The 24763-nt window shown below is 65.2% G+C and carries 31 protein-coding genes; 16 read left to right on the forward strand and 15 right to left on the reverse strand.

Features of this window, described 5'->3' with window-relative positions; translation table 11 throughout:
• Positions 1-128: 128 nt before the first annotated feature.
• Entirely contained in the window at positions 129-809 is a 681-nt protein-coding gene (locus AC1DV8_RS03440; RefSeq protein ID WP_477156492.1) for a TetR/AcrR family transcriptional regulator, read from the reverse strand.
• Positions 810-994: 185 nt separating this feature from the next.
• Between AC1DV8_RS03440 and AC1DV8_RS03445 the strand changes: the two genes are divergently transcribed.
• The 5 genes from AC1DV8_RS03445 to denD all read left to right on the forward strand — a co-directional run bounded on the left by AC1DV8_RS03445 (position 995) and on the right by denD (position 6054).
• Positions 995-2149 carry a Gfo/Idh/MocA family protein gene (locus AC1DV8_RS03445; RefSeq protein WP_477156493.1) on the forward strand — a complete coding sequence of 385 codons (1155 nt, stop codon included), beginning with the start codon at positions 995-997 and terminating at the stop codon, positions 2147-2149.
• Position 2150: 1 nt separating this feature from the next.
• Positions 2151-3314, forward strand: a complete 1164-nt coding sequence (locus tag AC1DV8_RS03450; protein ID WP_477156494.1) for a dihydrodipicolinate synthase family protein — start codon at positions 2151-2153, stop codon at positions 3312-3314.
• Positions 3314-4138 (forward strand): sugar phosphate isomerase/epimerase family protein, encoded by an 825-nt coding sequence (locus AC1DV8_RS03455; protein ID WP_477156495.1) that lies wholly within the window; start codon positions 3314-3316, stop codon positions 4136-4138. The genes AC1DV8_RS03450 and AC1DV8_RS03455 overlap by 1 nt, the downstream gene beginning before the upstream one ends.
• 89 nt (positions 4139-4227) lie before the next feature.
• A complete protein-coding gene (locus tag AC1DV8_RS03460) occupies positions 4228-4980 on the forward strand; it encodes an SDR family NAD(P)-dependent oxidoreductase (protein WP_477156496.1) in 753 nt (250 codons plus the stop codon).
• An 87-nt stretch (positions 4981-5067) separates the two neighbouring features.
• Positions 5068-6054 carry a D-erythronate dehydrogenase gene (gene denD / locus AC1DV8_RS03465; RefSeq protein ID WP_477156497.1) on the forward strand — a complete coding sequence of 329 codons (987 nt, stop codon included), beginning with the start codon at positions 5068-5070 and terminating at the stop codon, positions 6052-6054.
• Positions 6055-6057: 3 nt separating this feature from the next.
• On the opposite strand, the gene AC1DV8_RS03470 is transcribed toward denD, so the two are convergent.
• The 4 genes from AC1DV8_RS03470 to AC1DV8_RS03485 all read right to left on the reverse strand — a co-directional run bounded on the left by AC1DV8_RS03470 (position 6058) and on the right by AC1DV8_RS03485 (position 8677).
• Positions 6058-6417, reverse strand: coding sequence for a hypothetical protein (locus tag AC1DV8_RS03470; RefSeq protein WP_477156498.1), 360 nt, complete (start codon positions 6415-6417; stop codon positions 6058-6060).
• A gap of 163 nt (positions 6418-6580) precedes the next feature.
• Positions 6581-6721 (reverse strand): hypothetical protein, encoded by a 141-nt coding sequence (locus AC1DV8_RS03475; RefSeq protein WP_477156499.1) that lies wholly within the window; start codon positions 6719-6721, stop codon positions 6581-6583.
• Positions 6718-7629 (reverse strand): acetamidase/formamidase family protein, encoded by a 912-nt coding sequence (locus AC1DV8_RS03480; protein ID WP_477156500.1) that lies wholly within the window; start codon positions 7627-7629, stop codon positions 6718-6720. The genes AC1DV8_RS03475 and AC1DV8_RS03480 overlap by 4 nt, the downstream gene beginning before the upstream one ends.
• 430 nt (positions 7630-8059) lie before the next feature.
• Positions 8060-8677 (reverse strand): hypothetical protein, encoded by a 618-nt coding sequence (locus AC1DV8_RS03485; protein WP_477156501.1) that lies wholly within the window; start codon positions 8675-8677, stop codon positions 8060-8062.
• Positions 8678-8762: 85 nt separating this feature from the next.
• Here AC1DV8_RS03485 and AC1DV8_RS03490 point away from each other — a divergent pair, with 85 nt between their 5' ends.
• Genes AC1DV8_RS03490 through AC1DV8_RS03505 form a run of 4 tightly spaced genes read left to right on the forward strand, consistent with a single transcriptional unit; the run spans position 8763 to position 11411 of the window.
• Positions 8763-9209, forward strand: coding sequence for a hypothetical protein (locus AC1DV8_RS03490; protein ID WP_477156502.1), 447 nt, complete (start codon positions 8763-8765; stop codon positions 9207-9209).
• Between the two features lie 56 nt (positions 9210-9265).
• Positions 9266-9883, forward strand: a complete 618-nt coding sequence (locus AC1DV8_RS03495; protein ID WP_477148666.1) for a trimeric intracellular cation channel family protein — start codon at positions 9266-9268, stop codon at positions 9881-9883.
• Positions 9884-9936: 53 nt separating this feature from the next.
• Entirely contained in the window at positions 9937-10278 is a 342-nt protein-coding gene (locus tag AC1DV8_RS03500) for a DUF4326 domain-containing protein (protein ID WP_477148667.1), read from the forward strand.
• A 5-nt stretch (positions 10279-10283) separates the two neighbouring features.
• Complete coding sequence (locus tag AC1DV8_RS03505; protein WP_477156503.1) at positions 10284-11411, forward strand: iron-containing alcohol dehydrogenase; 1128 nt, start codon at positions 10284-10286, stop codon at positions 11409-11411.
• A 3-nt stretch (positions 11412-11414) separates the two neighbouring features.
• On the opposite strand, the gene AC1DV8_RS03510 is transcribed toward AC1DV8_RS03505, so the two are convergent.
• Positions 11415-12119, reverse strand: coding sequence for a GntR family transcriptional regulator (locus tag AC1DV8_RS03510; protein WP_477156504.1), 705 nt, complete (start codon positions 12117-12119; stop codon positions 11415-11417).
• A 66-nt stretch (positions 12120-12185) separates the two neighbouring features.
• On the opposite strand from AC1DV8_RS03510, the gene uxuA reads away from it, so the two are divergent.
• Both uxuA and AC1DV8_RS03520 read left to right on the forward strand, forming a co-directional pair.
• Positions 12186-13403, forward strand: a complete 1218-nt coding sequence (uxuA, locus tag AC1DV8_RS03515) for a mannonate dehydratase (protein ID WP_477156505.1) — start codon at positions 12186-12188, stop codon at positions 13401-13403.
• Complete coding sequence (locus AC1DV8_RS03520) at positions 13403-14401, forward strand: Gfo/Idh/MocA family protein (protein ID WP_477156506.1); 999 nt, start codon at positions 13403-13405, stop codon at positions 14399-14401. Before uxuA ends, AC1DV8_RS03520 begins: the two co-directional genes overlap by 1 nt.
• Before the next feature lie 58 nt (positions 14402-14459).
• Here the strand turns inward: AC1DV8_RS03520 and AC1DV8_RS03525 are convergent, their stop codons facing one another.
• The 6 genes from AC1DV8_RS03525 to AC1DV8_RS03550 form a co-directional block, all read right to left on the reverse strand.
• On the reverse strand, positions 14460-14972 hold the full coding sequence (locus tag AC1DV8_RS03525; protein ID WP_477156507.1) for a hypothetical protein: 513 nt from the start codon (positions 14970-14972) through the stop codon (positions 14460-14462).
• 15 nt (positions 14973-14987) lie between these two features.
• The gene (locus tag AC1DV8_RS03530; protein ID WP_477156508.1) at positions 14988-16130 is read right to left on the reverse strand and encodes a succinylglutamate desuccinylase/aspartoacylase family protein; all 1143 of its coding nucleotides are present in this window, start codon (positions 16128-16130) and stop codon (positions 14988-14990) included.
• A 4-nt stretch (positions 16131-16134) separates the two neighbouring features.
• A complete protein-coding gene (locus AC1DV8_RS03535) occupies positions 16135-16887 on the reverse strand; it encodes an ABC transporter permease (RefSeq protein WP_477156509.1) in 753 nt (250 codons plus the stop codon).
• A complete protein-coding gene (locus AC1DV8_RS03540) occupies positions 16884-17693 on the reverse strand; it encodes an ABC transporter permease subunit (RefSeq protein WP_477156510.1) in 810 nt (269 codons plus the stop codon). The genes AC1DV8_RS03535 and AC1DV8_RS03540 overlap by 4 nt, the downstream gene beginning before the upstream one ends.
• A gap of 50 nt (positions 17694-17743) precedes the next feature.
• Entirely contained in the window at positions 17744-18499 is a 756-nt protein-coding gene (locus tag AC1DV8_RS03545; RefSeq protein WP_477148676.1) for a transporter substrate-binding domain-containing protein, read from the reverse strand.
• A gap of 170 nt (positions 18500-18669) precedes the next feature.
• Positions 18670-19452, reverse strand: coding sequence for an ABC transporter ATP-binding protein (locus tag AC1DV8_RS03550; RefSeq protein ID WP_477156511.1), 783 nt, complete (start codon positions 19450-19452; stop codon positions 18670-18672).
• A gap of 135 nt (positions 19453-19587) precedes the next feature.
• Here AC1DV8_RS03550 and AC1DV8_RS03555 point away from each other — a divergent pair, with 135 nt between their 5' ends.
• Positions 19588-19788: a CsbD family protein gene (locus tag AC1DV8_RS03555; protein WP_477156512.1), complete on the forward strand. Its 201-nt coding sequence runs from the start codon at positions 19588-19590 to the stop codon at positions 19786-19788.
• A gap of 173 nt (positions 19789-19961) precedes the next feature.
• Here the strand turns inward: AC1DV8_RS03555 and AC1DV8_RS03560 are convergent, their stop codons facing one another.
• Together AC1DV8_RS03560 and AC1DV8_RS03565 are read right to left on the reverse strand one after the other, a co-directional pair.
• Complete coding sequence (locus tag AC1DV8_RS03560) at positions 19962-20129, reverse strand: DUF1328 domain-containing protein (protein WP_477148679.1); 168 nt, start codon at positions 20127-20129, stop codon at positions 19962-19964.
• A 111-nt stretch (positions 20130-20240) separates the two neighbouring features.
• Positions 20241-21035, reverse strand: coding sequence for a response regulator (locus AC1DV8_RS03565; protein ID WP_477156513.1), 795 nt, complete (start codon positions 21033-21035; stop codon positions 20241-20243).
• 193 nt (positions 21036-21228) lie between these two features.
• Between AC1DV8_RS03565 and AC1DV8_RS03570 the strand changes: the two genes are divergently transcribed.
• Both AC1DV8_RS03570 and AC1DV8_RS03575 read left to right on the forward strand, forming a co-directional pair.
• A complete protein-coding gene (locus tag AC1DV8_RS03570; protein WP_477148681.1) occupies positions 21229-21402 on the forward strand; it encodes a NepR family anti-sigma factor in 174 nt (57 codons plus the stop codon).
• Positions 21403-21405: 3 nt separating this feature from the next.
• Entirely contained in the window at positions 21406-21960 is a 555-nt protein-coding gene (locus AC1DV8_RS03575) for an RNA polymerase sigma factor (protein WP_477148682.1), read from the forward strand.
• On the opposite strand, the gene AC1DV8_RS03580 is transcribed toward AC1DV8_RS03575, so the two are convergent.
• On the reverse strand, positions 21953-22315 hold the full coding sequence (locus tag AC1DV8_RS03580) for a hypothetical protein (RefSeq protein ID WP_477156514.1): 363 nt from the start codon (positions 22313-22315) through the stop codon (positions 21953-21955). The genes AC1DV8_RS03575 and AC1DV8_RS03580 overlap by 8 nt on opposite strands.
• A gap of 158 nt (positions 22316-22473) precedes the next feature.
• Here AC1DV8_RS03580 and AC1DV8_RS03585 point away from each other — a divergent pair, with 158 nt between their 5' ends.
• Together AC1DV8_RS03585 and AC1DV8_RS03590 are read left to right on the forward strand one after the other, a co-directional pair.
• A complete protein-coding gene (locus tag AC1DV8_RS03585; RefSeq protein ID WP_477156753.1) occupies positions 22474-23229 on the forward strand; it encodes a Crp/Fnr family transcriptional regulator in 756 nt (251 codons plus the stop codon).
• A 117-nt stretch (positions 23230-23346) separates the two neighbouring features.
• Entirely contained in the window at positions 23347-24741 is a 1395-nt protein-coding gene (locus tag AC1DV8_RS03590) for a sensor histidine kinase (protein ID WP_477156515.1), read from the forward strand.
• Positions 24742-24763 lie beyond the last annotated feature (22 nt).

Consider the following 24763-nt stretch of genomic DNA (forward strand, 5'->3'; position numbering starts at 1 on the left):
GTGCGACCTGTCAAGCGGCCAGGGACTGGCAGAAGTTCATGGTCTACGGTTGGACTATTGCTGCACTCGGGCCGGTCGTTTGCATGGATTTATGGGCAAGCCGGGGCAGCGGGGCTGCCGAACAGTGCTCAGCGGCGGGTCCGGAGGTAGTCTACCACCATCTGCACGGCCTGCGCTTCACGATCCTGGATCAGCGCGAACTGGCTGAGGTCCTTGCCGAAAACCACCGACAGCGTCTGCATGTTCGAGACGTAGAAGTAGCACAGCGAAATGATCGAGATGTAGAGCTGCATCGGATCGACATCGGTGCGGAAGATGCCCTGCTCGTGCCCGCGCTTTACGATCTCGTGCAACTCGCCGACGATGGGCGAGCGGATCTCGTCGAGGTTCTTTATCTTTTTGACAAACCTCGCATTTTGTAGGTTTTCCACAGACAGCAGGCGGGGGAACCAGGGGTTGGCTAGGAAGTGGCGGAAGGTGAATCGGATAACCCGGTCAATTGCTTCCACCGGATCATACTGGCCGATCCGCAGCTCGCGCTCGCCGCGCCGGATCTCCTGGTAGGCGTCCAGCAACACCGCCTCGTACAGCGCTTCCTTGTTGCCGAAATAGTGGTAGAGCAGCCGCTTGTTGGCCTTGGCCCGGTCGGCAATTGCGTCCACCCGCGCGCCGTTGAAGCCTTGCTCGCAGAACTCGTCGCGAGCCGCCTTGAGAATCGACGCCTTGGTCTTTTCGGCATCGCGCGGACGCACCGGCGCGGGCGTGGCGGTACGCCGCCGAACCTTCACCGCTGCCACGTCGCTCGCCATAAATCCTCTCCCGCGCCGTTGCGGTTATACTGTCCGGGCTGAACAGGCCGGTTCGTCACCAGCACTCGAACCGAACGAAAATCGTTCTTTCGTTCAAGCCCCCGCAGCCGTACTTGACGCTCCATCCTAGCGACGTGTATCTAAGTAACCAAGCAGTTACAAACAAGTCTGACAAGGAGGTTGCGATGGCCGAGCGGCGGCTGGGGCTGATCATGCATGGCGTGACCGGCCGGATGGGCTACAACCAGCACCTGGTGCGTTCGATCCTGGCGATCCGCGACCAGGGCGGCATCGCCCTCTCGAACGGCGACCGGCTGGTCGTCGATCCGATCATCGTCGGCCGGGATCGCGAGAAGATTCAACGGCTTGCCGAAAAGCACCAGATCAAGCGCTGGTCGACCAACCTCGACGAAGTGCTTGGTGACACCGAAGACGAAGTGTTCTTCGACGCCGGCACCACCCAGATGCGCACCGAGCTGCTGAGCCGCGCCATCGACGCCGGCAAGCACGTCTACTGCGAGAAGCCGGTCTCCGACGACCTCGAGTCCGCTATCGCATTGGCAAAGAAGGCGAAATCCTCCGGCGTCAAGCATGGCGTGGTGCAGGACAAGCTGTTCCTCCCCGGCCTGCTGAAACTGAAGATGCTCAAGGATGCGGGCTTCTTCGGCCGCATCCTGTCGGTACGCGGCGAGTTCGGCTACTGGGTGTTCGAGGGCGACTGGGGCCAGCCCGCACAGCGTCCGAGCTGGAACTATAGGAAGGCCGACGGTGGCGGCATCATCCTCGATATGCTCTGCCACTGGCGCTACGTGCTCGATAACCTCTTCGGCGAAGTCGAGGCGGTAAGCTGCCTCGGCGCCACGCATATTCCGTCGCGCGTCGACGAGAAGGGCAACACCTACACCGCCGATGCGGATGACGCGGCCTATGCCACGTTCCAACTCGCCGGCGGCGTCGTCGCCCACATCAATTCCAGCTGGGACGTCCGCGTCCGCCGCGATGATCTCGTGACTTTCCAGGTAGATGGCACCCACGGCTCAGCCGTCGCCGGCCTCCACAAGTGCTTCAGCCAGCACCGGGTAAACACCCCCAAGCCGGTATGGAACCCCGACCAGCCGCAGACCATCGATTTCTTCCAGAACTGGGAAGAAGTGCCCGACAACTGGCCGGCCCAGAACGGCTTCAAGGCGCAGTGGGAGATGTTCCTCAAGCACGTCGCTGAGGACGCGCCGTGGCCCTATGGCCTCGAAGCCGGCGCCAAGGGCGTGCAGCTCGCGATGCTCGGGCTGCAAAGCTGGAAGGAACGCCGCTGGCTGGACGTCCCAGCACTGGGGATCTGAGATGGAAATCTCGCTCCCCAACCCCGACCGCAGCATCACCGCCTATCGCCTGAGCGGCACGCCGATTCCGTTCGAAAAGCACGCCGCCGGCGATTTCCCGCGCATCGCCTATGCCGCGGCGCACGTCGTCGCCGACCCGCTCGCCTCGAACGATCCGTGGCTCAGCCCCGCCATCGACTGGGACACCACGCTCAAATTCCGCCACCGGCTGTGGGACCTCGGCCTCGGCGTTGCCGAAGCCATGGACACCGCTCAGCGCGGCATGGGTCTCGGTTGGGCCGAAGCGCAGGAGCTGATCCGCCGCGCCCAGGCCGAAGCCCGCACCCGTCCGGACGCGCTGATCGCCTACGGCGCCGGCACCGACCACCTGATGCCCGGCCCGGATGTCAGCATCGACGACATCATCCGCGCCTACGAAGAGCAGGTCGGCTTCGTCGAAGGGCAGGGGGGTCGCATCATCCTGATGGCGTCGCGCGCCCTCGCCGTCGCCGCCAAGTCGCCCGATGACTACGTCCGTGTCTACGGCCGTATCCTCAGCCAGGTGAAACAGCCTGTGATCCTCCACTGGCTTGGCGAAATGTTCGATCCGGCGCTCGCTGGATATTGGGGGCAGCCCACGCACGAAGCGGCCATGGATGTCTGCCTCGACGTCATCGCCGCCCATGCCGACAAGGTCGACGGCATCAAGATCTCCCTGCTGAGCAAGGAGAAAGAGATCGCCATGCGCCGCCGCCTGCCGGCGAGCGTCCGCATGTACACCGGCGACGACTTCAACTATGCCGAGCTGATCGCCGGCGACGCCGAGGGCCATTCCGACGCGCTGCTCGGCATCTTCGACGCCATCGCCCCGGCCGCCTCGGCTGCGCTCGCCGCCCTCGGCCGTGGTAGCGACAACGAGTTCTTCGAGCTCCTCGAGCCCACGGTCCCGCTCAGCCGCCACATCTTCGCGGCGCCCACCCGATTCTACAAGACGGGTGTGGTTTTCCTCGCTTATCTCAACGGGTTACAGGATCATTTCACGATGATCGGCGGCCAGCAATCGACCCGCTCGCTGCAGCATTTGAGCGAGCTGTTCCGGTTAGCGGACAAGGCCCGTGTGCTGGCGGATCCGTCGCTTGCAGTGGATCGGATGAAGCGCGTGCTCGCCGTGCACGGGATTGCCTGATGGCCGACCGCCAGCTCTCCATGAACCTCGCCACTCTGCGGAACGGCATCACCTTCCCGCAGATGATTGACGACTGCCTCCGCCACAACGTCACCGCCATCTCGCCCTGGCGCGACCAGGTCGCATCCGTCGGCCTCGCCGAAGCCGCCCGCATCGTCAAAGCCAACAACCTCCGCGTCACCGGCCTCTGCCGCGGCGGTATGTTCCCTGCCGACACGCAGGCCGGCCGCCAGGCAAACATCGACGACAACCTCCGCGCCATCGACGAAGCCGCCGCGCTCGGCGCCGATTGCCTCGTGCTTGTCGTCGGCGGCCTACCCGGCTCGTCCAAGGACATCGCCGGCGCCCGTCAGATGGTCACCGATGGCATCGCGGCGATGCTCCCGCACGCCCGTGCCTCCGGCGTGCCGCTCGCCATCGAGCCGCTGCACCCGATGTATGCGGCCGACCGGGCCTGCGTGAACACCATCGACCAGGCGCTCGATATCTCCGCCCAGCTCGGCGAAGGCGTCGGCGTCGCCATCGATGTCTACCACGTCTGGTGGGACCCAAACCTTGCCGCCGCCATCGCCCGCGCCGGCCGCGAGAACCGGATCTTCGCCCACCACATCTGCGACTGGCTGGTCCCCACCACCGACATGCTGCTCGACCGCGGCATGATGGGCGACGGCGTGATCGACCTCAAAGCCATCCGCGCCATGATCGAAGCCGCCGGCTATCACGGCCCCCAGGAAGTCGAGATCTTTTCCCGCGACAACTGGTGGAAGCGCCCCGGCGACGAGGTGGTCCGTACATGTGTCGAGCGCTTCGATACCGTCTGTTGACGCTCGAACGCACTGTTCGTCACACGCCGCCTTCCGTGCCGCTCCGTAGCCCCTACATCCCATTGAGGATGAGGCTACGGAGTACTGAAATGTCCTACGATTTCTCTGGCAAGGTCGCTCTCGTCACCGGTGGCGCATCGGGCATCGGCGAGGCCGTCGCCCTGCAACTGGCCGCCGGCGGCGCCAAGGTGGTGGTCGCCGATCTTAATGGTGACGGCGCCGCTGCCGTCGCGAAGAAGATCACCGACGGCGGCGGCACGGTCACCTCGGTGGTGGCCAACGTAGGCAAGGCTTCCGACGTTGAGGCGGCAGTGGAGGCGGCGACGAAGGCCTACGGTGGGCTGCACCTTGCGGTGAATAATGCCGGCATCGGCGGACCAATCGCCCCCACCGGCGAGTATCCGCTCGATGGCTGGGCCAAGGTCATCGACGTCAACCTCAACAGCGTGTTCTACGGCCTGCGCTACGAAATCCCGGCGATTCTCGCCTCGGGCGGCGGCGCCATCGTCAACATGGCCTCGATCCTCGGTGCCGTCGGCACGCAGGGCTCGCCCGCCTACGTCGCCACCAAGCACGCCGTGGTCGGCCTCACCAAGGCCGCCGCGCTCGAGTATGCCACCAAGGGCATCCGCATCACCGCGGTCGGCCCCGGCTATATCGACACGCCGCTCCTGGCGGGCGCCGATGCCGCCGCCAAGTCCCACCTGGTGTCGCTCCATCCGGTTGGCCGGCTCGGCAAGGCCGAGGAGGTCGCCGCGCTGACGGTGTTCCTGCTCTCCAAGGAAGCCTCGTTTATCACCGGCAGCTACCACCTGGTCGATGGCGGCTACGTTGCTCAGTAGCCCGCTCGGCCAGTCGGATTGAACCAAAAGCTGCCTTGCGCGTGCTGCCCCGAGCGGTAATCTCCCCGCCAAAATCGAGGAGACTCCATGCATATCCTGATCATCGGGGCGGCCGGCATGGTCGGCCGCAAGCTGACGTCCGCCTTGCTCAAGTCGGGGCAAGTGGGTGGCAAGGCCATCAGCAGGTTCACGCTCGCCGACGTCATCGAGCCGACCAAGGTCGACTTCTCCGGCGAAGTGACGGCGATCGCGTCCGACCTCTCCGCCCCCGGTGAAGCCACGAAGCTCATCGCCTCGCGCCCGGACCTGATCTTCCACCTCGCCGCGATCGTCTCAGGCGAAGCCGAGGCCGATTTCGACAAGGGCTACCGGATCAACATGGATGGCATGCGCTTCCTGCTCGAAGCCATCCGGCAGGAAGGCCTGAAGGCGCCCTACCTGCCGCGCCTCGTCTTCACCTCGTCCATCGCAGTGTTCGGCGCGCCCTTCCCCGAAGCCATCGGCGATGAGTTCTTCAACACCCCGCTCACCAGCTACGGCACGCAGAAGGCCATCTGCGAGCTGCTGCTCAACGACTACTCCCGCAAGGGCTTCGTCGACGGCGTCGGCATTCGCCTCCCCACCATCACCATCCGCCCCGGCAAGCCCAACGCCGCCGCCTCGGGGTTCTTCTCGAACATCCTGCGCGAGCCGCTGGTGGGGCAGGAAGCGGTGCTGCCGGTGTCCAAGGACGTGCGTCACTGGTTCGCCAGCCCGCGCGCCGCGATCGGGTTCCTCACGCACGCCGCCGAACTCGATACGACCAAGCTCGGCTGGCGCCGCACCCTGTCGGTGCCGGGCCTCTCGACCACGGTGGGCGAAGAAATCGAGGCGCTGCGCCGCGTCGCCGGCGACAGGGCCGTCAGCCTGATCAAGGACGTGCCGGATCCCAAGATCATCTCGATGGTCGCCGGCTGGCCGCGCAACTTCGACGCCAAGCGCGCCATCTCGCTGGGCTTCAAGGCCGAGTCGAGCTTTGACGAGATCATCCGCATCCACATCGAGGATGAGCTGGGCGGCAAGATCGGCGGCTAAATCTCAGAAGCGGCGTGTGCGGCTGATCATGGGCCAGCTCAGCCCGGGGACCAGCGGCGCGCGCCAGCTCACCACCAGCCCCATTCCATCGGCGACGATACTGGGATCGGCCGCGGGCCGGATGGTGTGGCGCTCCTCATCGAGCACCACGTCGCTGGCATAGCGCACCGCTATCGCCAGCCCGGCGTCACCCAGTCGCAGCGTCACCAGCTTGACCAGGTCGTTGTCGAGGGTGAAGGCGAACGTGCTTTCACCGGGCCGCAACTGGATCGGGCGGGGCGGCGCATCGGGTGCAACGCCCTCGGCGGCGGCCGACAGTGCCGCAAATTCAGCATCGGAGGGCAAGGCTTGCGGTGAGCTCATGCGCGAATGGCTCCAGGCACTGGACTTCCTCGGTGATTCCGTCCCCGACAGTGGGAGGGTAGGTCCGCCGGGTGCTGGCGGGCAATGCACAATTGAGCGCATGCCCAGCTGCCCGTCCTCTGCATATGCCGCTACGTAGCAATACGGTCGGGCCGGCCGGCGATCAGCGACTGATCGCGTACATCAGGATCTCGCCGTCCTCGGGGTCGTGCCGCCGCCCCACCGACGAGAAGCCGCAGCGCTTCAGCACCGCCCGCGCGGCGATGATCGATACGTTGCACTCGGCGTCTCGCAGCCTGGTCACTTACCCGGCAGCCACTTCTTGGGGATGCGGCAGATCATCGTGTAGGCCGGGTCGTAGACGTTGCCGACGTCGTAGCGCACCACTTGGCCCATCAGGTGGCTCGCAGCGGTCTTCGACAGCCCGTAGTCCGAGGTCAGCCAGTTGAACATGTCGTTGGTGGCGTGCTGCAGCGCTTGGTCGAGCGGCCGGGCATTGCCCACCGAGAAGATATCCTCGGCGTTCTCGGCGCGCGGCCAAACCAGCTTCCGACCCTTTTCCACCGTCAGCCGGACCTCGACCTCGAAGCTGGTCTCGATGCCGGTGCCGACGATTTCGCCGTCACCCTGCACGGCGTGGCAATCGCCAAGGAAGAACAGTGCGCCCTCCACGGCTATCGGGAACCACACCGTCGCACCCGGGCCGAAGCGGCGACAATCCATGTTGCCGCCGTTCTCGGCGCTGGTGGCGGTGGAGAAGGCCTGGCCCATGCTCGGTGCCACGCCGAAGCAGCCGATCATCGGGTCGAGCGGCAGCACAAAATGCTCCAACCCCGCCACCGGGGGGTCGAGTTGCGCGGTGCCGGCTTGCCGGTCGATCGACCAGTAGGCGGCTTCCCGCGACGGCAGGTCCCGCACCGCTTCAGGGTCGACAACATTGGCGGAGAGTGACGAGCGGGTGAAACCGGTGGCCCGGTTCGGCGTCATCCGGACGATCTCGACCCTCAGCGCATCGCCGGGTGCGGCCCCTTCGATGAAGATCGGCCCGTTCATCGGGTTGGGCCCCGGCTGGCGATGCACGCCATCCTTGTCGAACCCCCACGCATCGAGCGTCTCGGTGATGACTGTGTCGCCCGACGCGACAGTGAAGGCAGGCGGGAGTGTGCCGAGCACGTTGTGCCATTCGGTGGGAACGAAGCGATGCGTGGTCATGGGCAAATTCCGGTGAGGCGATAAGGGGTAACGGGTCGTCAGGTTGTTGTCATCCATCCACCGCAAGAGAGGGGGTCGATGGAGGGCACGTTGGGAGGGGGTCGTCTCTATCGGCCTGCAAAGAACTTATCCCCGCACTCCGCCCGTCTCCTATCTTTGCCCCACCTTCCCGATGCGAGGCGCTACGCGGCGTCGCGGGGAGGGTTCGGGCTGGTTGGGAGGCGTCCTGGCCAGGGTTTGGTGGAAGCGTCCGCTTTGCGCACCATCGAGCCAAAAAGACCGTTCGCAATGGGCGGGGCGAAAGTCCCAACCTTGTACAGTTCGGCGGACGACCGCCACAGGGACGAAGTCCCGCCCATGCCGCTTTCGCAAGAAACGGCGAGACTGACAGGAAACCCCGAGGCCCAAGGCCGTCGGGCGCTTCGGCACGTCACAGCCCCGCCAGCCACTCCGCATACTCGGCGTCGTGCCGCCCCTCGAAGTTCGCCATTCCGCGCTTGGTCAGCAACCCGCGCCGTGGCGGGATCATCGAGGTGATCCGGCCGCGCCGGAACTCGCGCCAGTTGATGTTCACCGCGGCGAACCGTGGGTAGAACTCGAGCTCGTCATAGGGCAGGTGGTCGTGGATCCACCAGCCGAGCGCCTCCCAGCGGCCGGTCGCCTCGTAGTAGGGGATCAGCGCATGGACGATGACGCAGGCCGTCGCGCCAATGCCGCCCTGCGCGTCGCGCCGGTCCCAGATGTGCCCGCCGAAATTGGTCTCGTTCCGCCCGCAATTGAGGTTGTGCTCGTTGCCGAAGCGGTTGACCTCCACCGAGCGAAAGGCGGACCGGATCGAGATCCGCCCGAAGCGTGCCATCAGCGGCTCGAGGCATTCCTCGCAAAGCCGCCTTCCGGCTTCGATGGCGAGATCGGGATCGTCGGGAATGTTCGGGATGCCGTGGAAGCTGGCAATCTCGGAATGAAGGAAGTCGCGCATGAAGAAGTTCGGGCTCAGCCGCACGCGGCCAAGCTCTTCGAGCCCCTTCATCGATTGTGGTCTGCGCATCTCGGCCGGTCTCCACCTGTTCCCGTCACATACTGTGCGCTATCAATGGCTTGGCGGACCACCCGTTTCCAACAGGAGTTGCAGCATGCTGAGATTGATCGCAAGCATCGCCCTGGTGCTTTGCCTCGGGGCGGCGCCGGCGCTGGCCCAAAGTGACGCAGATACCGACGCTACCGTCGACAACGTCCTCGGCGATCACAACGCCTATCGCGCGGCGTTCGACGCGATACAGCAGGCTGTCGGAGACGGTGACGCCGCCGGCTTTGCCAAGTGGGTCAGCTATCCGATCAAGGTCGTGGCCGACGGCGAAGACATGCTGCTTAGCGACGAGGAGCAGTTCACCGAGCACTACGACAACATCCTGACCGACGAGATTCGCCAGGCGATCCTCGACCAGGCCTGGGCGTCCGTGCTCGTCAATGCGGACGGCATCATGTTCGGCAACGGGCAGGTCTGGATGAACGGCATCTGCATGAACGACAGCTGCTCCGAATTCGACGTGAAGATCGTCACCATCCAATCGGCCAACTAGCCTTGGGGTGGCTGGTTCTGCTCTAGTCTCCCGAGGGGAGCACCCCGGGGGACGCCATGCTGCTGCAAATCATCTTCTATGTCGCCATCACCGCCGAGGCGATGACCGCGGCGCTCGCCGCCGGTCGGCGGAAGATGGATTGGTTCGGCGTCTGCGTCCTGGCCTGCGTCACGGCGCTGGGCGGTGGCACGGCGCGCGACCTGGTGCTCGGGCACTACCCGCTGATTTGGGTCGAGAACCCGTACCTGCTGATCATCTGTTGCGCCGCGGCGTTCGTCACCATCGCTCTCGCCCGCTACATGGCCGCGCTGCGCTGGCCTTTCCTGCTGCTCGACGCGCTTGGGCTCGCCGCCTTCACCATCATCGGCTGCAATGTGGCGCTGGAGATGGGGCAGCAGCCGATCATCGTGGTGGTCGCCGGCATGATGACCGGCATCGTCGGCGGCATCATGCGCGATATCCTCTGCACCGAAGTGCCGCTGGTGTTCTCGTCCGAGCTTTACGCCACGGTCGCCATCGTCTCGGGCACGCTCTACTACTTGGGCAGGTACTTCGATGTGCCGCATGATCTGCTCGTGCTGGGCACCATCGCCATCGGCTTCGCCCTGCGCGTCGCTGCCATCGTCTGGAAGCTCGAAATGCCGAAGTTCGTCTACGACAAGGAGCTCCGCTGATGTCCAGGCCGTCACACGTGCCCGGGCCGTCACACGTGCCCCGGCCACAACGCATGCAGCTGTCGCGCAAGGCCGGCTTCAACCTGCAGGCAGCGTCGCTGGCGCTGAACGGGTTGCCAGCAAAGTTGATCACGCGGCCCGGCAGGTGGGGCAACCCATTCACCATCGACGACACCGCCCGGCGCTATGGGCTCGACCACGCTGCCGCCCAGGAAAAGGCCGTCGCCCTCTGCGGCCAGTGGCTGCGCGGCACCATCGAGCCGGCCCTGTCGCCGGGCCCGCCGCCATCGCGCGAAGTTATCCGCAGCGAACTGGCGGGGCATAATCTCGCCTGCTGGTGCAAGGCAGGCACGCCTTGCCACGCGGATGTATTGATCGAACTGGCAAACGGATAAGGCACATGGCGCGGATCAATTACCTGACGAGCATTGAGTTTGGCGCGGGCGCCCTTGGAACGCTTGCAAGCACGGTCGAGGAGTTCCGGCTCAATCGGCCGCTGCTGGTCGCCGATCGCGGCGTAATGGCCGCCGGTCTCGCCGCCGAGGCGCTGGCGCATCTGCCCGCCGAAACACCGGTATTCCTCGATACGCCGCCCAATCCCACCGAGGGTGCGGTGATCGCCGCGCTCGAGCAATATCGCGCCGAAGGGTGCGATGGCATCATCGCCATTGGCGGCGGCTCGCCGATCGACCTCGCCAAGGGCGTGGCGCTGCTCGCGACTCATCCGGGGCCGCTCGAGCAGTACGCGGTGATCTATGGCGGCGTCGACCGTATCGGTGCCTCCGTGGCGCCGCTGATCGCCATCCCCACCACTGCCGGCACCGGCGCCGAGGTCGGTCGGGCGGCGTTGCTCACGCTTGAAGACGGTCGCAAGCTCGGCTTCATCTCGCCTCACCTGATCCCGAAGCGAGCGATCTGCGACCCCGAGCTGACCTACGGGCTGCCGGCGGGTCTCACCGCCGCTACCGGCCTCGATGCGCTCAGCCACTGTATCGAGACGCTGTGCTCGCCGCGGGTCAATCCGCCGGCCGAGGCGATTGCGCTCGACGGGGCAGGGCGCATCTGGCGCCAGATCGAGAATGCCTGCCGCGATGGACGCAACGCGGCTGCACGCTCGGAGATGATGATGGGCGCCCTGATGGGTGGGCTCGCCTTCCAGAAGGGGCTCGGCGCCGTGCACGCACTCAGCCACGCCCTTGGCGGGCTCAAGGACGTCTCGCTGCATCACGGCACGCTCAATGCCATCCTGATGCCGCCGGTACTTCGCTTCAATGCGCCTGAGATCGCCGACAAGCTCGGCCGCCTGAAGGCCGCCACGGGCTTTCCGCCCGCCGCCGACCTGTCGCTCGAACTCGATGCGCTGAACCGCCGCCTGGGCGTTCCCGCTGGCCTGCGGGTGCTGGGGGTGCGAGAGGACCACTTCGCCTGGGTGATCGAGCGGGCCCTGGCCGATCACAGCCACGCCACGAACCCGCGGCTCGCCACCGCCGAGGACTATCGCGGGTTGCTCGAAGCAGCGATGGACTAACCGTCAGTCGGCAAACAGGTCCGGATGCGTTTCCGCCATGTGAGGCAGCGACGGCATGATCTCGTTGAGATGCTTGCACATCATGGCGGACGCCGCCTCGCCGTCGCCCTGCTCGAGAGCGTCGACGATCTTGGCGTGTTGGGCGACCACCATCGGCCGGGGCGTCACATCGGGGAAGCCGAGGAATCGCACCCGGTCGAGCTGAGCCTTCAGCGCCTCGATGTGCCGCCACGCGTGCTCGCAATCGGCATGCCCGGCAATCGCGCTGTGGAAAATGTCATCGAGCCGCATGAATTCGCCTAGCCCGCCGGACAGCGCTGCCTCCTGGGCCCGGACGATATCGCGCAGGTGGGCAATGCCGGCCGTCCCGATGCTTGCGGCGGCCTTGCGGACCACTGCCAGCTCGATGGCCTCGCGGATGAAGCGCGAGTTCGTCACTTCGCGGATCGAGATCAGCTTCACGAATGTGCCGCGCTGCGGCCGTACGTCGACAAGCCCGGCCTCGGCCAACTTGATGAACGCCTCGCGCACCGGCTGCCGGGAAACGCCCAACTGCCGCGCCAGCTCCGCCTCCGACAGCAGGTAGCCCGGTCGCAGCTGCAACTGCACGATGGCCCCGCGCACCGCATCGTAGACGCGTAGCCCCATCGTCGCCTGCCGTGGTCCGGCTGGTCCCGGGTGGTTTGCCAGCTCCAAATCAATGGTCATGTTGACTTCCCTCAAGCTGCCATACTAGCACCGGTCAGCGCGGTTGGAAGCGCTTGGAGAAGCCAAATGAGGCAGACGTGGCGCTGGTTCGGTCCGGCCGACCTCGCAAGCATCGATGACATCGTACAGGCTGGTGCCCAAGGCGTGGTGACCGCGCTGCACCACGTGCCGAACGGGGTGATATGGACCGCCGAGGAAATCGGCAAGCGCCAGCAGCAAATCCGCGTCAAGAAGGACGGCTCGCCCTCCGGCATCGAGTGGGATGTCATCGAAAGCCTGCCGGTTTCCGAGGATATCAAGAAGCAGAAGGGCGATTGGCGCGAGCAGATCGCCAACTACAAGCAGAGCCTCCGACACGTCGCCGCGGCGGGCCTCCGCACGGTCTGCTACAACTTCATGCCGGTGCTCGACTGGACGCGCACCGACCTGCGCTACCAGGTTGCCCATGGCGGCACCTGCATGCGCTTCGACATCAACGATTTTGCCGCTTTCGACATCCACATCCTGAAGCGCCCGGGCGCCTCCGAGGACTTCTCTCCCGAGATCGTCGCTGAGGCCGCCAGGCGAATCGCCAGTCTCGATGCCGCGGCGCAGAAACAGCTGGCCCGCAACGTCACCATGGGCCTGCCGGGCTCGACCGAGAGCATGACGCTCGACGACGTCCATGCCCATCTCAGCGAGTACGGCCACATCTCGGTCGATCAGCTGCGCCGGCACTTCATCGATTTCCTCAGCGAGGTTGTGCCGGTGGCCGAGGAGGTCGGCGTCCGCCTCTGCTGCCACCCCGACGATCCGCCGTTCTCGCTGCTGGGCCTGCCGCGCATCATGTCGACGGCCGCGGACTACAAGCAGATCCTCGACGCGGTAGACAGCCCTGCCAATGGCATGACCCTCTGCTCCGGCTCGTTCGGCGCCAGGCCGGACAACGATCTGCCGCAGATCATGGAGGACTTTGGCCCCAAGGTGCACTTCCTCCACCTGCGCAACGTCAAGCGTGACGGCACTGCCATCGCCGGCTCGTTCTACGAGGCCGAGCACCTGGGCGGGGACACCGACATGGTGGCGCTCATCGCCGCCATCCTCAAGGAAGAGGCCCGGCGCAAGCGCGAGGGCCGCGAGGACGCGCAGATCCCGATGCGCCCCGACCACGGCCAGGACATCCTCGACGACCTCGGCCGCCGCGCCCAGCCGGGCTATCCGACCATCGGCCGGCTCAAGGGCCTTGCCGAGCTGCGCGGCGTGATGATCGCGCTGGGCCATCGCGAGTACGGGCTCCACGCCTGATGGCGCCCATCCGCTTCGGCATGATCGGCGGCGGCTGGCGCGCCGAGTTCTTCACTCGCATCGCCCGCGAGCTGCCGGACCGGTTCCAACTGGTCGGCGTGGTCCAGCGCGACCAGGCCAAGGCGGCGGCGTTCGGCGCGAAGTGGGGTGCTCCGGCGTTCGCCGGCTATGCCGAACTCGCGGCCGCCGAGCCCGATTTCGTCGTCCTCTCGGTGAAGCCGGAGGCGCACCTGCCGATCCTCACCGAGCTCCACAGCCTCGGCCTAGCTGTGCTGTGCGAGACCCCGGCGGCGCTGGATGTCGAAACCATGGTCGCAATCTGGCGGCTGGTGGAGCAGGGGCTGCGGCTCCACATCGCGGAGCAGTACCTGTTTCAGCCGCTGCATGCGTCACGGCTGCAGCTGATCGGCGGCGGCGCGCTCGGCCATGTCAGCTTCGCTCGGGTCTCGGCGGCGCACGGCTACCACGGCGTCAGCCTGATGCGGCATTTCCTCGGCATAGGCTTCGAAGACGCGACCATCCGCGGCAAGGTCTTTGAGAGCCGTGCCCTAGAAGGTCCGAGCCGCTACAACTGGCCCGCATCCGAGCAGTTCGCCCCCACCACCCAGACGCTTGGCGAGTTCGATTTTGGCGACCGGCTCGGGCTGTTCGATTTCACCGACGTGCAGTACCGCTCACCTGTCCATTCGCACCGGGTCGTGATCCGTGGTGATCGCGGCGAGATTGCCGACCTCGAGGCCCGGGTGATGCCGGTCTACGGCCACCCACTGACCCGCACCTTCACCCGCGTTGAATCCGGCCGCTACGGCAACCTGTTCGGCTACGCCCTCGAAGCCATGCTCTGCGGCGATGAGACCGTGTGGACCATGCCCTATCCCAATGCCCGCCTGATGGACGACGAGATCGCCATTGCGGTGGCGATGCAACGGATGGGCGAGCTGGCGCGGGGCCGTATTCCTATGCCGAGGGCGCGCAGGACCAGTACCTGTCGCTGCTGATGCATCAGGCCGCGAAAACCGGCGAGACGCTGCGCAGCACCCGCCAGCCCTGGGCTGGCTAGTCCGGCAGGCCCGTCTCGGTGCGGAGGAACGCCGCGACCTTGCGCAGGTCCTGGCCCTGGTCCTTCTCGGAGTACTGTCGGGACTGCATCGCCAGCTTGACCTTCCGCCCATCGGCCAGCTGCAGCGACAGCACGTTGTTCCGTGGCCGCTCGGGGTTATCTTCGCTCACCTTCAGCGCCACCACGTCGTCAAAGCCCACTTCGACGACGACGTCGCTACCGCGGTCCAGCTTCTGCGTCGAGTGGATGTGGCGCGCGGCGATGTCGAACGAGGTGATGATGTTTGTGGCCTGCGGCCTCAGGTACAGCACCATCGTCGCGACTATCGGCCCCGCGATGCAGATGGCCGCCGAGACCAGCCGGATCGTCGGATCGGCGATCTGCTGCTGGAGGTAGAAATACAGCGCCGCTGCCGCCACCACCGAGCCGACGATCCACATCGCCCGCGGTGGCTGTTCGTGCGATGCATAAAGGGTCAGCGCGCCGTCCCGGCGTCTCAGCTCGATCATTCGGTTCCTCGATCGCTAGTCTTCGAGCAGGTACGCGCCCTTGCGGCCGCTCACCGTCGTCTTGCCGACGATCTTCATGATACCAGCCCCGCGCGGCGCATATTTCGCCGAAACCCGCGACAGCACCAGCCCATCCGTCCCGGCAAGGATCGGGGTACGGCCCATGAACGCCTCCGGCCCGTCGAGCGCGATCAGGTCCGCCACCGGCTGGCCCTTGGTCACCCGCTCGCCGAGTTCGACGCGATAAGCAACCAGTCCCGGTCGATCGACCTTCACGATCTCGGTTGCCTCGAACGGGGTCGCCTCGGAGAGCGGTGCCGGGCGCCCGCCCGGATCCGCATCGACCAGGTTCCGCTCGCAGAGGAACCCCCAGAGCCGTCGCGCGTCGTCAGCGCCAAAATGATCGAACACGTCGGCCTGGCCGCGATATTCCAGCGTCGCGGTGGCGCTGGCCATCGGCACGGGCTTGCCGGGATTGGCGAGGGCCACCTTGCGATAGAGCTGCGGCAGCACCTCGTCGAACGAGCCGCCACCGCTGTCAGCCGCAGTCAGCGTTGCCGCGGCGCCCATCCAGTCGGCGAGGTCCTGCAACTCCGGCATCAGCTCGGGCGAGGTGAAGATATGGATCAGCGAGTCGTCGTCGCAGTGGAGGTCGAACACGAACTCGGCGTCATGCGCTTCCTTCAGCACCAACAGGCGAAGCTGCTCGTTGGCGTTGCGCGGCTGCTGGGCGTCGATCCAGTTCGACACGGCTTTGCGGATCAGGTTGACGTTGAAGCGCTCGTCATCCGAGAGCCGGCCATTGAGCTGAGAGCGGATCGCCGCGAACAGGTCGGGCCAGCGGCGGTTGAAGTTGATGCCGGTGTTGGCGTCGTAGCGGCCGATATGCCGGCGCAGCGAGAACGTCGCCATGCCCAGTGGGTTGACCAGCGGCATCACCGTGAAGCGAGCGCGGAGCAGCCCTTGGTCGTCGGCCTGGCGCAGCATCGGCAGCAGGTGGTGCAGCACCATGGTGCCTGGGTGCTCGTCGGCATGCAGCGCCGCCTGCAGGTGGACCTTTTCCGGCGCGTCCTTGGGGCCGATCACGTAGTAGGTGAAGTCGGTGGTCGCGCCGGGGGTATCGCCACGCAGCGCTACGGTTTTTCGTTCAAAGCTCAAGAGCTTACCTCGTCAGGCGGATGAGCCCGAAGCGGGCGGGAGGCGGCGCGCCGGGCATGTGCCGCGTCAGACGGCGGTATACGAGTCCGAAGACGAAGAAAACCGCGAGCGAGATGGCGAGAAAATACCCCGCCGCGACTGAGAAGTGCAGCACGGCGTTGTAGTCGCGTTCGAACAGGTCTTCCGCCTGGCTCATCAGGTCGCGCTGGCCGTCGATCACCGGCAGCGTGAAATAGACCAGGGCGGTGGCGTGGAACAGGAACACCACCTCGTTGGTGTAGGCCGGCCAGGCAAGTCGGATAAGGTGCGGCCAGGTCACTCGCCGGAACTGCTCGAGGCGGGTCATGCCATAGGCCCGAGCGGCTTCGAGTTCACCCCTGGGAACGGCCCGCAGCGCACCGTAGAAGATCTCTGCGGTATAGGCCGTGGTGTTCATGGCGAGGATCAGCGGGCCCAGGAGCAGCGGGTTGAGCACGAACCAGTCGACGCCCCACGGCTTCCACACCGTGACATTCAATGCCAGCGCCAGCGAATAGAACATGAAGAGCTGGATGAAGAAGGGCGAGCCGCGGAAGGCATAGATGTAGCCGCCGCAAAGTTGGGCGAGCAGCTTGTTCGAAGACGCGCGTCCGAGGGCCAGCAGGATCGCCAGCACGAAGCCGATCGGGATGGATGCAAACGCGAAATAGAGGTTGAACAGCGTGGCGCGCGCCAGCACCGTCACGTCGTTCCAGATCGGCGCGAGCATCTCCATCATGTCGTCGATCCCGCCACCGCCATGCCGCGCGAAGCCCAGCGGGTCAGGGCCGCGAAGCCCTTCTCGGAGATGTACGTCACGATGATGTAGAACAGCAGCAGCGCCAGGTAGTAGCCCCAGCGCCAGTCGCCGTGGATCACGCCGGCGCTGCGGCTGAAGTTCGGCGCGCCGAGCAGGCTGGCGCCGCGCACGATGTCCGAGATCTGCAGCAGCGACAGCAGCGACGTTGCCTTGATGAGCAGCAGCCAGCAATTGGAGAGACCCGGCAGCGCGTAGACCCACATCTGCCGGATATGAACGCGCCAGAGCACCTGCCAGCGCGACATGCCGAACGCCCGCGCCGCCTCGAGCTGGCCTTGCGGCACGCTCTTCAGCGCGCCGAAGATCACGTTGGCGGTGAACGCGCCGTAGACGATGCCCAGCGATACCGATGCGAGCAGCAAATACTCCCCGGTGCCGAGATACCAGTTGGCAGCGGGGCAGGGCGGCCAGACGCCGGCCGTTCCCTCGCCCGGCGGGCAGACCCCCTGCGCGATGAACAGTTCGACCAGTTGTTCGAAGGCGAGTGGGAAGAAGATGAAGAACAGCACGTCCGGCACGCCGCGGACCATGTTGATGTAGATGCTGCCGATCACCTGTAACGGGCGGGCGGTCGAATTGCGCAGCCCGGCGCCCGCGACGCCAAACAGCAACGCAAAAGCGCCGCCCAGGAGGGCGGCGATGACGGTATACTGGAAACTGGCGTACCAGTTCAGGTGCCTGCCATTGGTCAGGTAGGAGGCCCAGAACTCAAAGGATTCGGTCATCGCGCTCCCGCGCAGCAGAGGGCGGCGGACCGAGGCCCGCCGCCCTTGGATCAGTTGGCGTAGAACGGGCCCTTGCGCTGCGGGAAGTGCTTGGTGATCAGCGCGTCGATGGTGCCGTCGGCCTTGGCCGCAGCCAGCGCTTCATCCAGTTTTGCCAGCAGTTCGGTGTCGGCCTTGCGGACGCCCGCGCCGACGCCGCCACCGATCGCCACGGTGATGTCGCTGGTCTTGAGCGCATTGGCCGAATTGGCGACGGCTTCGTCGATATAGGAGCTGTCGGCAAGGATGACGTCGATATTGCCCGCCATCAGGTCGGCCAGCGCGTCGGCCGCCGTATCAAACGTCAGCAGCGTGTTGCCGGTGGCAAGGTTCGCAGCCGCGTAGTCGGCCTGGATCGTCCCGGTCTGGGTGCCGATCTTGACGCCGGTCAGCTTGGCGGGATCGACGGTGCTGCTCGCCAGCATCATGTAGCCCGACGGATCGGGCGGGGAATAGTCGGCGGTGAAGTTGATCGACTGCTTGCGCTCGTCAGTGATCGACATGCCTGCAGCGATCACGTCGTAGTTGCCGGCGTTGAGGTTCGGGATGATCGTGTCCCAGGCCGTCTGCACGAAAGTGCATTCGAGGGCAGCCCGCTTGCACAGCTCGTTCATGACGTCGATGTCGAGGCCGGCGAGATTGCCGCTGGCGTCGACGTAGTTCCAGGGCTCGTATGCCCCCTCGGTACCGATGCGAATGGCCTGGGCATTGGCTGCAGTCGCGAGCATGGCGATAGCCGCCGCTGCCGCGATGACGAACTTCTTCATTGTCTCTCCTGTCGCCGGGCTGATGCCGGCTTTTCTTTGCCGGTCCAACCCCCGGCTGATTGGTCGCGCCGCCTTGCGGAGGCGGGCATTGCGACAACGCTATCGGTTTTTACCGGTTGGTCAATCATTAGAAGATTGTTGCACAGGCTCGACCCGCGGCAGAGACCGGATCACCCGTGACCGGCCGCGCTGAGGAATTGCTTGAGCCGGGTCGACTTGGTGGCGCCGAACACCTCGGCCACCGTGCCCTCTTCCTCGATCTTGCCCTGGTGCAGGAAGATCACCCGGTCGGCGATGGTCTTGGCGAACTGCATGTCGTGGGTAACGAGGATCATCGTCCGCCCTTCGTCAGCCAGCAGCTTGATCACCCGCAGCACTTCGACTTCGAGCTCGGGGTCGAGCGCCGAGGTCGGCTCGTCGAACAGCATCACCTTGGGGTTGATGCACAGGGCCCGGGCAATCGCGGCGCGCTGCTGCTGGCCGCCGGAGAGCTGGCTGGGATAGTTCTCCGCCTTGTCGCGGATGCCGACCTTGGCCAGCATTTCCAGCGCCTCGGCATGCACCTCGGCACGGTCGCGCTTCTGCACCCGGAGCGGCGCTTCCATGACGTTGCCGAGCACCGACATGTGGCTCCACAGGTTGAACGACTGGAAGACCATGCCCAGCTCGGAGCGGATGCGGCGGATCTGCTGCTCGTCGGCGGGCTTGCGATGCGGCGGCTTGCCGGTCAGGGCAATCTCCTCGCCGCCGACCCGTACCGTGCCGCTCTCGGGCACTTCGAGCATGTTGATGCAGCGCAGCAGCGTCGATTTGCCGGAACCGGAGGAGCCGATCAGAGCCACCACCTCCCCCTGGCGGGCGGTCATCGACACGCCTTTGAGCACCTCGAGCGGGCCGTAGGACTTGTGAAGATCGGCGATCTCGACGACGGGTGGGGCGAGCGGGTTCTGCATCGCTCGCACAAAACCCAAAGCAACGCCGGCTGGCAAGGCTTTTGCGGAACCGACACCCTCGCGAGGCGTTCTTTTTCCAGGAGCCCACCGAGACGGCGGCTCCTTTCCTCAACACCTGAGAAAGGGAGACTAGCGATGAATTGGAACCAGATGGAAGGCAACTGGGAGCAGTTCAAGGGCAAGGTCCAGACGCAGTGGGGCAAGCTGACCGACAGTGACCTCGACATCATCAAAGGCAGCCGCAAGCAACTCGCCGGCAAAATCCAGGAGCGCTACGGCAAGGTGCAGGAAGACGCCGAGCGCGAGGTGGATGACTGGTTCAACCGCCTGCACTGAGAACGAGTTGCCTCACTTGGCCCCGCTTCGGCGGGGCCTTTTTTGTGCCCCCTTGACCCGCTTCGGGGCCCGTTCTTGTGCCCATGGAGCTAGCGGCTCCATCCACTCGGATGGAGCCGCCGCCACCTCGAACCGCGGACCCGGCTGGGACGGCCCGAGTTCTGCGTCTGGTATTACGAAGCGCGCCGGAACAGGCCGATGATCAGCGAGACCACCAGGAAGGCGAGGAACAGGAAGAACAGAATCTGTGCGATGCCCGAGGCGGTCCCAGCGATTCCACCAAAGCCGAGCACGCCGGCGACGATCGCGATGACCAGAAAAAGCAGAGCGTATTGCAACATTCTCGTGGCTCCGTTGATCAAGGAGTAACGGCGGGCGGCGTCGTGGGTTCCGGGCAAAAAAAGAAGCCGGGCAGGAGCCCGGCTTATCTCCGGAGGGGCGTCCGGATTTCGTCAGGCCGCAGCCCGCGAGCCTTCGTCGAAGAACAGCGCCTGGCTGATCAGCGCCCGCACCATGTCGGGGTTGAACGGCTTGGTGACGAGGAATGTCGGCTCCGGCCGCTCGCCGGTCAGCAGGCGCTCGGGGAACGCCGTGATGAAGATCACCGGGATCGGATGGGCGTGGAGGATGTCGTTGACCGCATCGATGCCCGAGGATCCGTCGGCGAGCTGGATGTCGGCGAGGATCATCCGCGGCTTGGTCTTATGGTACAGCGCCACCGCTTCCTTGTGGGTGCGGGCAATACCGACGACGCGGTGGCCGAGGCCCTCCACCATCTGCTCGATATCCATCGCAATCAGTGGCTCGTCCTCGATAATGAGGATATCGGTCGCCACCTGGCGCGAGATGTCGGCGGAGGCCTGCGAGAGCAGGTCAGCGAACTCGTCGGTGGAAACGTCGAGGATTTCCGCGGCTTCGGCGTGGGTGAAGCCTTCCACTGCGACGAGCAGGAACGCCTGGCGCGGTCGTGGGGCGAGATTGGCGAGATTGGCCGCCGCGCGTGATTCCCAGGGGAAGGTCGAACTCGGTTCCGGTACGCGGATGGCCGAGCTGGAGAACAGGGCCGAATACAGCCGGTAGAGCGCGATGCGATCACTGCTCGCTTGGGGGAAGATCGTCAGATCGGCAATCAAAGCCTCGAGCGTTGCCGCTACATAGGCGTCGCCCGAAGTCTGCGAGCCGGTGACGGCGCGCGAAAACCTGCGCAAATAAGGAAGATGCGGTGCGATCCGCGTAGATAGGGACATCGATATGCTACTCCCGTGACGCTATTAGAGCTTACCATGATCGAGAACGGTATGCTGAAAACTTGGTTCCCGTTCGCGTGGAACTTTTTTTGCTGCGGCGCATTTAGTTAGCCGCAGCTGGAGTATGGGGCGTCAGATCCTGCTGTGGGGCTAAGGGTTTATGCGAGACAAAACAACAATGAATGATTTGGGTATGATGCGGCCGCGCCGCCGCGACGATGGGCTGGGGCCAAACTCGGACATCGGCAATAAGCTGCGCGCGCTTTACGGCGCAGTACAGGGCGAGCAGATCCCTTCCAAGCTCATCGACCTGCTGGAACAGCTCGATGCCGTCGAGAAGCAGACCAAGCCCTCGAAGGGTGAGTAGTTCATGGAAGCCGAGAAACCGAGCTTCAAGCGTGAGCTGCTCTCGACCCTGCCGAGTCTCCGGGCTTTCGCAGTGTCGCTCTCCGGCCGCCACGACAAGGCCGACGACCTCGTTCAGGATACAGTGATGAAGGCCTGGGCGAAGCAGGACAGCTTCGAGATGGGCACCAACATGAAGGCGTGGCTGTTCACGATCCTTCGCAACGAATTCTACAGCCAGATGCGCAAGCGCGGCCGTGAGGTGCAGGATAGCGACGGCGCGTTCACCGAGCGCTTGGCGGTGCACCCGGCGCAGTACGGCATATTGGACCTAGGCGATTTCCGGAAGGCGCTCGACAAGCTGCCGGACGACCAGCGCGAAGCGATCATCCTGATCGGCGCGTCGGGCTTTTCCTACGAGGAAGCGGCCGAGATCTGCAAATGCGCGGTCGGCACGATGAAGAGCCGCGTCAGCCGCGCGCGTACCAAGCTGCAGGAACTGCTGAAGATCACCGGCGAGTCCGACTACGGGCCGGATGCGGTGTCGGCGCAGGTCACCACGACGCCCCGTTTCACGTAAGCGAGCTGGGGAAACGAAGGGTCGCGGCGGCGTCGCAGGCCGCCAGCAGGGCAGTGGAGTCGAAAGGCTTCTGCAGGGGGATTGCACCGGTGAAGAGCGACTGTACCGCGCGGTCGGCAGAGGTCACGACGACCCCGATTCCGGCGGTTCGAAGCGCGTTGCTGAGTGCCAGTGCGGCGGGGCTGCCGAACTTCGCTTCGATCACCGCGAAATCGAAGACGGAGAGATCGAGGGCTCGCGCTTCCTCGGCGTCCCGCTTGATCGTTACCTCGGCACCTGCAGTTCGCAGCGTCTCCTCTATGTCGGCAGCAACGAGATATTCTTCCTCGACGACGAGGACACGCAGTCCGTGCATTGGGTTGTGACCATGACGCGATGGAAATGGCCCGCAGCATCGGTGGTTCGGCAAGATCGGTCATTTAACAATGACATGCCTGGTGGGTGCGCCCGGCACAGTTACCAGTTGCGTTCGCCGGCCCATCCGACATGCTGCGCAGAGCCCGAACTGTGAGCATGACCCTGGCCAACGCCGCAACCGCTCGACGCATCCCATGCGAGGCCTGCCCGCTTCGCGACAACGAGCACTTTCGGAATTTCACGCCGGAGGAGCTCAAGTTCGTCAGCGCCTTCAAGCGCGGCGAACTCGTGAGCGAGCCCGGCTCGACGATCCTCGCCGAAGGAGCGCATAGCGCCCAGCTGTTCACCCTGCTTTCGGGCTGGGCATTCCGCTTCAAGACGCTCGAGGATGGCCGCCGGCAGATCCTCAACTACCTGCTGCCAGGCGACCTGGTCGGCCTGCAGGGGTCGGTGATCGGTGAGATGGAACACTCGGTGGAGTCGCTGTCTGCAGTGGTGCTGTGCGTGTTCCAGCGCGACAACCTCCCGACGCTTTTCGAGAACCATCCCGGCCTTGCCTTCGATGTCACCTGGCTGGCGTCGCGCGAGGAGCGCATGCTCGACGAGAACCTGCTGAGCCTGGGGCGCCGCAGCGCCATGGAGCGGGCTGCTTACCTGATTGCCTTCCTGCATCAGCGCTCCGAACAGGTCGGGCAGTCCCGGGCCTCCAAGCACATGATCCCGATTACCCAGCAGCACGTCGCCGATACGCTGGGGTTGTCGATCGTTCATACCAACAAGACGTTGCGCAAACTCGCCGAGCGGAAGCTTATTCGCTGGCACGATCGCGCGTGTGAAGTGCTCGATCCGGAGGCGCTGGCCGGGCTCGCCGGCTGGGATGGGCTCGCCGAGGGGAAACGGCCCCTGATATGAACGAGCCGCATTCTTGCCACCCGGTCGGCCTAAGCATCCTCCAGTTCTTTCGATCGTTTGATCCCGCAAGCAAAGCCGGGTCGTCCAGCACCATCCCGGCCGAGGAACGGCGCCTTGATGCTTGATGTCAGCACGCAGTCGATCGATTACGCTGCGCCGCGGCGAGGGGTGCGGCGCATCGCCATCATTGCCTCGATGACGCTGGTGCTCGTCGCGGTGGCGGCTTCGCTCTATCTGGTCCGCACCGTCGACAGCCAGCTCGCCGATATCGCCAAGACCTACGAGATCCGGGTCCAGGCGCGCGAGTTGATGCTGGCGATCGTCAATGCCGAGACCGGGCAGCGCGGCTACCTGATCACCCGCGACGAGACCTATCTCGATCCCTACAACGCCGCCGTCGGCAATCTGAGCCAGACCTACCAGCACCTCCTGGCGCTGCTCAGCGACAACCCCACGCAGCGCGCCCGGATCGAGGGCCTGGTGCCCGATCTCGACGCCAAGCGCGCCGAGATGGCGCTCACTATCGAACTGATGTCGGCCGGGCAGAGTGCCGAGGCACTGGCCCTGCTGCGTTCCGACACCGGACTCGAACTGATGGAGCGGATCAGCACATCCCTCCGCCTGGTGATCGGCGATGAAGACGGGAAACTCGTCGAGCGCAACGGTCTGATGGAGATGTACCGGCAGCTGCTGGTGTTCACTATTCTCGCTGCCTTGGGTGCCGCCGCCATCCTTGCCTACGCTCTGCTCTCCAGGACCCAGAGAAAGGTCGCGAGGCTATCGGAGGAGCAGAACCTCCTCCGCAGCCAGAACGTCGAGCTGGAGGAACATGTGCGGATACGAACTGCGGAGGTCGAGGAGGCGCGAGGCCGTGCCGAGCGCGAGCAGGCCCGGCTCGAAACGCTGTTGCAAGACACCAACCACCGCATCGGCAACTCGCTGGCGACCGTATCATCGCTGCTCGGCCTGCAGTTGGCGCGCACGTCCTCCGACGAAGTGCGCAACGCCCTCGAGGCGGCACAGCTGCGTGTGCAGGCGATCGCCTCCGGTCACCGCCGGCTGCGGCTGGGCGCTGACCTCGAAACCACCGATGCGGCCGAGTTCCTGTCAGATGTCATAGACGATCTCGCGACGACCGTGCCACCAAGCAAGCCGGTGAGGTTCGAGAAGCAGCTTCAGGCAATGGTCATCCCGGCGCGCGATGCAACGAGCCTGGGGATCGTGCTCAGCGAGTTGGTGACTAACGCGGTCAAGCACGCCTTCGATGAGGGCCAGGTCGGCACGATCTGGGTGCGCTTCGATCGACCGGACGGAGGCGTGACCCAGCTCACGGTCGAGGACAGCGGCAAGGGCATGGCCACCACTGACGGCGAAGACGGACTCGGCGCGCTGATCGTCAAGCAGCTGGCGCGGCAGTTCGGCGGGGCCGAGCCGGAGTATCGCACACGGGCCGGCGGTGGTACTTCCGTGACTGTGCAATTGCCGCGACTGGATGTTTCGCCGGCGGCCTAAGGAACAAAGCGGTCTCGTCGAG

This window comes from Devosia sp. P3_B2, assembly GCF_056402875.1.